This is a genomic window from Sphingobacterium sp. HJSM2_6 (genome assembly GCF_049316305.1).
Classification (GTDB): domain Bacteria; phylum Bacteroidota; class Bacteroidia; order Sphingobacteriales; family Sphingobacteriaceae; genus Sphingobacterium.
Map to the genome: position 1 here is coordinate 1 of NZ_JBMOXB010000032.1, position 8,657 is coordinate 8,657.

Below are 8,657 nucleotides of genomic sequence, written 5' to 3' on the forward strand. Positions count from 1 at the left end.
GATATCTTTCGATTCTCCCATTTACGAATTTAAGAAATATTTCACGGATAACATATTCTCTTTATAGGATAATTTATTCAAATTCTGAATTGCATAGAATTGTTAGGGTGCTGAACTTCATATTCCAAAAGAAATATTATTATGAAAAAATGTAGAAAAAAGTTTCTCTCGATGGAACAGGTTTGCAGTAATCACCGCGAAATAGTTGAACCTTACGGTTCTTATAGTAAAAAATATTCCATCTTAATTCCTGCAAATGTTAGGTATCTCTGTGCCATACTGAACCTAACTCCTGAAGACTTCATTCAAGAATACGTGGACAGCTTTGCCATTGGCCAAAAAAAAGATGCGACAGATCAGCAAAAGAATCTGGCATCTAAATTCTTTCTCTCCTGCCGAACTGAAGAAGGAGAATATGATAGGAAAGAGATCAGGCAGATGTTATCAGAACTGGAAATTTACCAAGCTTACTTTTCAAGATCATTCACTTTAGGCTTCGAAGGTAGCGAGAGTGATGTTTTCCATGCAGGTTACAATATCTTCAAACAAAAATGGGTTCAATGGTGGGCCAATAAAAACCGAAACCAACAAAAGACTTCGTTACGGGAAGAGATTTAGTATATACTAAAAACATCAGTTATGATTTTCATTGAATTACACATAGACGATCACTTGAAAAAGGTGATTCAGATCCTGACCTCCAATTTCCTAATTGAATGTATTTATCTTACCGACAGCCATGGATCAAGCGTATTTAAAGAGCTTATCTTGTTGGTATCGAACAAGTATGTCAATATCATCGGGGAAATAACACCTAAGATGATGAACAGCATAAAAGAATATGAAAACTATCTAATCAAATGCTTTGTCGCTTTTCAGGCTAGAGAAAAGATCAAAAAGGGTAACCTCTTTCTATTTTGTACATGCCAACCTGAAAACCTGGTGTTTCAGGCCCCTGACTCTAAGTTTTCTCCAATTCCAAACAACTTTGACCCATTGGAGTGCTTTAATCTCTTCCAAAAATTCCAAGAAAGGGAAGTTAAAAAAATAAATGAATTTAAAGATGGCTATTATCATTTCAAATCCCGAATTAAATATGCTATGTCCGCTTTTATGATCCATCAGGTTCTGGAACAAACCTATAGGAACTGTGAGATTATCCTGATGGGAAAGGACAAAATTACCCATTCCATTAGGTGCCATAATGCGACTCTACGTAAAATTTATCCTTACAGCAAACCTGTCTTTGATGTAGATCAAACGGAGGATGATGATCTTTTAGGAATTCTTGAAGAGATCTACCGTGCAACTCGGTATGAAGATGATTTCCAGATCACCTTGGAAACTCTTGAAAAGATCGAACAGAAGATGAAAGCGCTGACCGAACTATCGGAAACTATCTTCATCCAAATCACAACTGACTTTAGGCATAAGTACTTGCATACAAATGAAACAAATATTACGGATACGAATCAATTTCCAAATCTTCCAATTCTGGACTATATGAAACCTATACTAGCATACTTGGATAAAGAACTATCGGAGGACAAATATGTCCAAATCTTTGGAACACGGAATAGAAACTTTGAAATTAGGGGAGTTAACTTTTCAGATGCGCAAGAAACTACGGTTGCTAGAAATCTGGATATCCTGCTGATCACAGAAATTCCACTAACACATCATATCGATCAGCTGACAAAGGATATACAAGAACGGTTTCAAACATCCTGAATTACGCTATATCTGAGATTCAGCAGCTGCTCGACGCAAATAATCCGCTCATCCATAAAATGCTGTATGGAATAGATTCTACAGACAAAACCTATAGGTTTCTGTCCAAACTTTATATGCATCCAAAAAAAGGAACTATAACTGAGGAGCAAAAGTCTATCTGCTTGAAAAATTGGTATGGGCGAAGACAAAGCTCTCGCACCTTTTTCCATGCTGGCAGGAGTCTAGAAAATACCGAAGAAGTCCATATTAAGATCCTGCTCTACAAAGAGGCTATCGGGCAATCTTGCCTTGGGCTATTGGCATACTATTTTAATTTTACACCCTATTACCTTGACATGAAATTCCTGTATGAACTCTGCTCGAGCTTCTGGCAATTTCCAAATGATATCTTTCCTAGGTCATCCCAGGAAGAAAACAAACTCTTTGATAATCTGGCAGGTGCCACAACTGAAGAACGCTTGAGGGGATGTACCGATCAGGACTGGGAAGAAGCCTACCGATATGAAGCCAGAACAATGCTTTTCCTTAAAAAATGCATGGAATTGATCGATGGAGAATCAGATCTGGAATAAAACCCGAAAGACAAAAAAAAGGGCTATAAAAGCCCTTCATCCCGAAAGGAAAGATAACCCTCCTTACCTACGATCAGATGATCGTGCAACTTGATATCCAAATAATTTGCTGCATCATGGATCTTTTGAGTCAGCTTTTTGTCCTCGGTGCTCGGCTTGAGGTTTCCCGAAGGGTGATTGTGAAAAACGATGATCCCTGTAGCGGTCGCTTTCAGCGCCGTAACCATCAACAGCCTGATATCGACTACGGTTCCCGATATTCCGCCACTAGAAGCCTCATAAACACCCATCACGCGGTTGCCCGTATTCATCAGCAGTACCCTGAACCGTTCAAAGAGTTCTAAACTCTCTCTTTGCCAACTGTCCATGATTACCCCGTAGGCTTCACTAGAGGAGGTCACTACAGGCATCTTGGAGCTGGGAATCCGGTTGCTGTAACTTAACTGAACTTCTGCCACCTTGTACAGAAGATTTCTTTTTTTTCTGCTTTCCATAACGTTCTTTTTTTAGTTTCAAGAAATGATTATGGAGCCCGCACCGGACCTGACCGAGCAAGGGCAAGAAGCAACGAAATAAAAGATGGAGCTGTGCGATGGGCATGTGTTTATGTCGGAATTTCTTGTCCCGCCCCGAAGGACAGTGTCCGAACTTTGATCCCTATCATGGATTGAATAAAAAATAAATCTACGACCTGCCTAGCCGTTTCGCTTTGCGTTTTTTCCGTCTTCTTGTTAACGACCTTTCCATTCCCTCGGATGGCAGGGTTGTACCTGAAAGCAAATTGGCAACCAAGTCCATAGCCTGAGATTTTCCAGCAAGCAATTCCCGAAAGCGATCAGCTCCCAATTCATCCCTGCCTTTAGAAAACTGCAGGATTCGGTCGACCTGCCTACGCTCTTGCAAATTGCCATTCTTTACACTATTGGAAAACTGAAAAGTTTCCTGCAATCCTCGTTCATAGCTGAACAGCTTATCGAATAGAAGCTCGCCCGATTCCTTAAATGCCCTTCGGTCGAACTGACCGAGCTTCTGAGAATGGGACTTGTTTTTTCCCCTAGAAGTATTCTGCGGACTCAGCTTGATCTTGTTTGTGATATCCTTCCTACTGACGATGATCTGAATGTGAAACTGATAACCTTCCTTCATCTCTCCGCGTTTCCTTTGACCACTGATAACCGCCTTGTCCTGATGTCCGTAATAACGGTTCTTCTCCCATTTGGCAAACCACAACAGGTCAGCTTGCCCATTTATCCCTTCACGATGAAAGTTCTTGGCGTAAGCATCCATCACCTTGAGCGCAAAGTCCTTGAGCTGAAGTTTGGCCTCCTGCTCACCAAAACGTTCCAATAGAAAAGCAATCTCCTTTTGGCTTGGACTGATGTTGATCAGATAAAACTTACCATCATCTCTAGAAAGCTTGGCGATGTTGGCATCGATTGCCATCCTCACCTCATGCGGAAGGACTGCACTGGAACGACCATTGAACCACTTCTCCGAATCAGAAATATTTTCTACAAGCCTATTCTCCTTTTCCAGATAATTCACTAATGCCCCGCAGCTTCCTGTATTGTTTCCAGTTTCGGACTTGGAAATATGGATAAACATGACTAGAGTTTTTGGATATCAGATAGTAGCTTTTTATAAAGCTCATCCTTCTTGGCTGAATTCAAACTCCAACCTATAGCATCTCTTTCTTTCAGAAAATGGTCAAGCAACATGATGATGTTTGAAATTACTATGGCCTTATCTGTTTTGTTTTTAGAAATACTTTTAGAAAGTTGGTTTACCTCCAATAGAATTGTATTGGTTTGTTGCTTTTGTCCAGCTAAAAACTCATTCTGATTATGAAGTTTTTCCTGGAATACATTTAGCAACCTAAAATTTTCGGTATTAAGGTTCATAGAAGGAATAAGCAGATCCTTTTCCTGCTGCTTGACAAAAGACAATATCCGATTAATTCCGTAGGAAAGCTCCCTTTTGAGAATTTCATCGCCACTATCGGCAGGATCTTTCTTTGACCTATAAAAGTAATCGATCATCTGAACTAAAAAAAGCTTCTTAGACCTGCCAAATTTCATTACCAATCCATTTAGTTTATCATCAGATTTTTGAGGAAATCTGATCGATTTTTCCTTCCACTGCTCCATATCTTTCCCTCCTGATCTATTTATGTTGGAAAGACAAATTAGGAAACATTATTCTAAGAAAAACCTTGAAAAAATCCAAATAACATAAACTGGATCAAATTGACTTAGTTATTTAAAGAGAATATACTGATGGGTATACTGAAATCAGTATTTAAGAATACCTAACAAAACCAAAGTATCCCCGGAGGATACTTAAAAGCTCGATTGCGCAGCATAAAGGGCGAAAAAGTAGGGCTTGCCCAACTTCCGCTTGCTCTTTTGACTCGTTCTGGAATAAGTTTACCGCTGGTCTAATACGGGGAATGCTTTACAAATACATTTTAAAGAAGTGTTTTACATCTTCCCAATTGTCAAGTTTAGTTTGTATCTGTTCATCTTGATTTTCTCCATAAACAAAAAACAAGTCAAAGTTTTTGTGAACTTCAAGAACAAATTTATTTTCCATATGTCCAACCCAAAAAGCTCCATGCTCTTCATCCATTTTTATAGTTTCTTCAATAACAGTTTTTATGTCGTCAAATGTTGCATTCTCAACCGAGTCGCCCCTACCTTTTTCTATCCAAATGCTTGTTGTCATACGTGTCTTTCTAAAATTGCCACTAACGTTCAATCTTGCACTAAGCTAAGCAACAGCCTTTTATTGTTTTCTAAATTTATGAAAAAAGGAAATATAAAAGGCTGTTGCGACAAAAAAAGGAGAAACTTTAAATTTCTCCCTTAAACCGCCATTTCGCCAATATAATGTTATAGGCAGTGGTATTTTAGATAGTTAACAGATTTATAAATTTTAATAAAATACATTATTTAATATCAGATGTCCATTCTGCACCACTTATGTCAGTCAATTTGAGTTTGTAATTCTCTCTGATTTTAATATCACGTAAATCAATCGTCAAATCGGCTTTTGCTCCTAGAGGAATAATTAAACTGTGTTTTCCAGATTTAATTTTTGCTACATAATGATTGTGGATTTTCTCCTTAGGGAAATTGGCCAATTCGTTTTGGTTAATGAATTTTACAACTTCATTATTTTCATTCAAAATCTCGATACAAATCAAAAATGAACCGTAAACGTCTGCACCTTCAACCCTAAAAAGCTGAAAAGTGAGTTGTGAATTTTTGTACTGAATATTGGAAATCTTTACAATCGGTTTTACAGATTTGTTATGCAATTTCCCATACACACCACCGTGAAAATATTGATTGGTAAACAAAGTCAATCCGAAAATAAGGATAGAGATAACTAAAACAAATGGTTTCAAATTTTTGATAGTTAACGAACCCGATCCGAGAAATATAAACCACTTTTTGTGAGTAAGAGAAAGATTATTCTTTATTAAATAATTATCTAAAGAATAAAAACTGCTTCCAGTAAGAAATAAGGTAAAGCCACCAGCAATTCCTAAAACTCCAATTTGCCATTCGTCTAAACAAGTTGTTCCAAGCCAACCCGAACCTAACAAAATTCCCATTGCCAAAGAGAAAACACCTATACTCATTAGACGTGTAAACAATCCTAAAATGATAAACAAACCTACAATAGCCTCAATAATTGTAAAAATGACCATTGATGTTTGTAATGCTTCGGGATTAGAAACAAGATATTCGATAATTGGTTTAATACCTAAAGCATTGGGCAGGAAGTGATTAAATTTTTCTCCAATGTAACCTGCTTCTTCTGGTATTAGTTTGTTTTCTAAAATTAATCTTCGCCAAAAAGCGGAAAAATATGTCCAACCGATAACCCACCGGAGAGACAATGTAAAAAGCCCTGCTATATTATTAGCTGAACTGTCAATATGCTGTTTCATTTTGAATTTTATATTTTAATTAAACGTAAAAAATTAATGTATAACGTAGTTAAATATTACGCTACATCAAGTTTCAACCGTTTATATAAAATATATTTAGGAGGACTACTACCTGAAGTTGTTTTAGAAATACTCGTATTTAAACCAATACAATGAACTACAATAAAATAATTTACTGCAATTTTTTTAGGTGTTGTTTTATTATTAATTTTCGATTGTCTTACAAACGAAGTTTCTTGGGTGACGCTATGAGAATATTGACAAGAATTGGTTGTTGTGTTGGTTTTAGACTTATTCAGTGGTTGAATATATGTATGCGGCCTACCAAGTACATATTTAAATAGATTCCTCTAGGATTTATCTTTGCTTACATGAATTTATTAGAAAGTAAGCGTGAGAAAATGCTCTCGTTAGTCGCCCAATGGGGAGAGAGTGGTCTAAGTCAAAAGGATTTTTGTTCCTTCCACGGAATCAAGGTCTGTACGCTTAGTTATTGGATCAAAAAGAGTTCAGAACAGGGTGAGCAAGGTGGATTTACGGAAATCCGCTCCCCCATGGTTGAATCAGGAAAGATCGAAGTCATTTATCCCAATGGGGTCCGCATCAGTACAGATAGGGATCTATCATTAGACGCTAAACTTATTCATATTTATTAGTGTTTGCGCTCGGATCATCACATCGTTTCTATCTTTTTAACGGTCATTGCGATATGAGAAAATCATTTGACGGGCTTTGTGGTTTGATCAGTTCGAACATGCAGCGCCAAGCTACCAGCGGGAGAGGTGTTTGTATTTCTTAACCGTAGCCGTACGCATATGAAGCTACTGCATTGGGAAAAAGGTGGCTTCGTGCTGTATTATAAACGACTGGAGAGTGGAACCTTTTTACCACCTAACGTAAAAGATGGCGAGTTTTCCTGGAGTGACCTGGTACTCATGGTCGAAGGCATACAGGTGGTGAAAAGCATTCGCAAAAAGCGTTTTTTATTACCATAAAACCGGCTTTTCAGTTGCTATAACCCTGATTTATTCGTACATTTAGGGTATGGAAACAGCGCTGGAAAATCTCTCAAAGACCTTTTAAAGGTTATTTCCAGTCGTGACCAGAAGATAGATTACTTAGAATCGCAACTTGCGATGTACAAACGTATGCAGTTTGGACAGAAGCGCGAACGTTTCGAAGGCGATTCTAACCAGATTGCTCTTCCCTTTGAAGCAGAGCCTGCTGAAGTGGTACAGCAACAGGAAGAAACCAATGAAAAGATTGAGTATGTACGTAAACGTCCCAACCATAAAGGACGGGCTAAACTTCCGGCACATCTTCCCGTAGAGGAAATCGAAATCCACCCAGAAGGCGATTTGTCGGAAATGGTATGCATCGGTAAAGAAATTACCGAAGAACTGGAATGCGAACCGGCAAAGTTCTATATCAAACGCTACATCCGCTATAAATATGCAGCTAAAAATGGAGACAGAGTATCCATCGTCGAGCTTCCTGAACGGGTAATCGATAAAGGAATCCCAGGAGCAAGTCTTCTTGCGATGATCCTGACCGGTAAGTATATGGATCACCTCCCTCTGTACCGTCAGAAGCAGATCTTCGCCAGGGAAAACATACAGATCCCAACCTCAACCATCGAAGGGTGGACCAAACAGGCATTGGAAAAATTGGAACCATTGTATGAACAACTCATTTTCGACACCAAATCTAAAGGGTATCTTCAGGTTGATGAAACACCAATAAAAGTATTGGATAGCGATAAAAAGGGCGCGGCCCATCAAGGCTACTATTGGGTCTATCATGCTCCGCTGGACGGAACCGTACTGTTTGATTATAGTCCCACCCGTGGTGGCATCGCCGCTGTACCTATGCTTGGAAATTTCAAAGGATACCTCCAGACGGATGGGTACGCCGTGTACGAGAAGTACGGAAAAAAGAAAGAGGTGACACACCTAGCCTGTTGGGCGCATGCTCGTCGTGAGTTTGAAAAGGCATTGGATAATGACAAAAGAAGAGCTGAAAAAGCATTGCTATTGATCCAACAATTGTATATAACCGAAAGGAAAGCCAAAGAAGAAAACCTTTCTCCCCAGCAAATCAAAGAACTTAGACTAGCTGAATCACTGCCCGTAATCAACGAGTTGGGGAAATGGATCTTCGAAGAAATAAAGAATACCCTGCCCAAAAGCCAGATTGGGAAAGCGATGGCCTATGCGTATGCACGTTGGGATGCTTTATCAGCATATTTATACGATGGAAACCTTTTTATTGATAATAATCTCGTCGAGAATGCGATAAGACCTATAGCCCTGGGAAGTGTACGTATTCAAAATAAAGTGGACAATCACTTAGAGAGAGTTTTGTTTTATAAATCTATTAATTTTTGATTAAGA

At 38.6% G+C, this 8,657-nt stretch carries 10 protein-coding genes and 2 pseudogenes; 7 read left to right on the forward strand and 5 right to left on the reverse strand.

Translation table 11 applies throughout. From position 1 onward, the window contains the following. The first annotated feature begins 141 nt into the window (after positions 1–141). The 3 genes from ACFRAE_RS17520 to ACFRAE_RS17530 are packed head-to-tail and all read left to right on the forward strand — an operon-like array spanning position 142 to position 2,306. Positions 142–618 (forward strand): hypothetical protein, encoded by a 477-nt coding sequence (locus tag ACFRAE_RS17520; protein WP_422798472.1) that lies wholly within the window; start codon positions 142–144, stop codon positions 616–618. 21 nt (positions 619–639) lie between these two features. Beyond that, a complete protein-coding gene (locus tag ACFRAE_RS17525; RefSeq protein ID WP_422798473.1) occupies positions 640–1,731 on the forward strand; it encodes a hypothetical protein in 1,092 nt (363 codons plus the stop codon). A gap of 59 nt (positions 1,732–1,790) precedes the next feature. Next, positions 1,791–2,306, forward strand: a complete 516-nt coding sequence (locus ACFRAE_RS17530) for a hypothetical protein (protein WP_422798474.1) — start codon at positions 1,791–1,793, stop codon at positions 2,304–2,306. 23 nt (positions 2,307–2,329) lie between these two features. Here ACFRAE_RS17530 and ACFRAE_RS17535 read toward each other — a convergent pair whose 3' ends face one another. The 5 genes from ACFRAE_RS17535 to ACFRAE_RS17555 form a co-directional block, all read right to left on the reverse strand. Continuing rightward, on the reverse strand, positions 2,330–2,800 hold the full coding sequence (locus ACFRAE_RS17535; protein ID WP_422798475.1) for a JAB domain-containing protein: 471 nt from the start codon (positions 2,798–2,800) through the stop codon (positions 2,330–2,332). A 190-nt stretch (positions 2,801–2,990) separates the two neighbouring features. Then, entirely contained in the window at positions 2,991–3,911 is a 921-nt protein-coding gene (locus tag ACFRAE_RS17540) for a DUF5712 family protein (RefSeq protein ID WP_422798476.1), read from the reverse strand. Positions 3,912–3,913: 2 nt separating this feature from the next. Continuing rightward, positions 3,914–4,453, reverse strand: coding sequence for a BfmA/BtgA family mobilization protein (locus ACFRAE_RS17545; protein ID WP_422798477.1), 540 nt, complete (start codon positions 4,451–4,453; stop codon positions 3,914–3,916). Positions 4,454–4,760: 307 nt separating this feature from the next. Beyond that, positions 4,761–5,030, reverse strand: a complete 270-nt coding sequence (locus tag ACFRAE_RS17550) for a hypothetical protein (RefSeq protein ID WP_422798478.1) — start codon at positions 5,028–5,030, stop codon at positions 4,761–4,763. Between the two features lie 223 nt (positions 5,031–5,253). After that, on the reverse strand, positions 5,254–6,264 hold the full coding sequence (locus ACFRAE_RS17555; RefSeq protein ID WP_422798479.1) for a TQO small subunit DoxD: 1,011 nt from the start codon (positions 6,262–6,264) through the stop codon (positions 5,254–5,256). Positions 6,265–6,665: 401 nt separating this feature from the next. Between ACFRAE_RS17555 and tnpA the strand changes: the two genes are divergently transcribed. The 4 genes and pseudogenes from tnpA to tnpC form a co-directional block, all read left to right on the forward strand. Beyond that, entirely contained in the window at positions 6,666–6,920 is a 255-nt protein-coding gene (gene tnpA, locus ACFRAE_RS17560) for an IS66 family insertion sequence element accessory protein TnpA (RefSeq protein WP_422798480.1), read from the forward strand. Further along, positions 6,920–7,063: an IS66 family insertion sequence element accessory protein TnpB gene (tnpB, locus tag ACFRAE_RS17565; RefSeq protein WP_422798481.1), complete on the forward strand. Its 144-nt coding sequence runs from the start codon at positions 6,920–6,922 to the stop codon at positions 7,061–7,063. The genes tnpA and tnpB (ACFRAE_RS17565) overlap by 1 nt, the downstream gene beginning before the upstream one ends. Beyond that, positions 7,044–7,259, forward strand: a pseudogene (tnpB, locus tag ACFRAE_RS17570) (IS66 family insertion sequence element accessory protein TnpB); the annotation flags it as partial. The gene tnpB (ACFRAE_RS17565) and the pseudogene tnpB (ACFRAE_RS17570), both read left to right, overlap by 20 nt. Before the next feature lie 49 nt (positions 7,260–7,308). Then, positions 7,309–8,579: pseudogene (tnpC, locus tag ACFRAE_RS17575) on the forward strand (IS66 family transposase); the annotation flags it as partial. Positions 8,580–8,657: the final 78 nt, after the last annotated feature.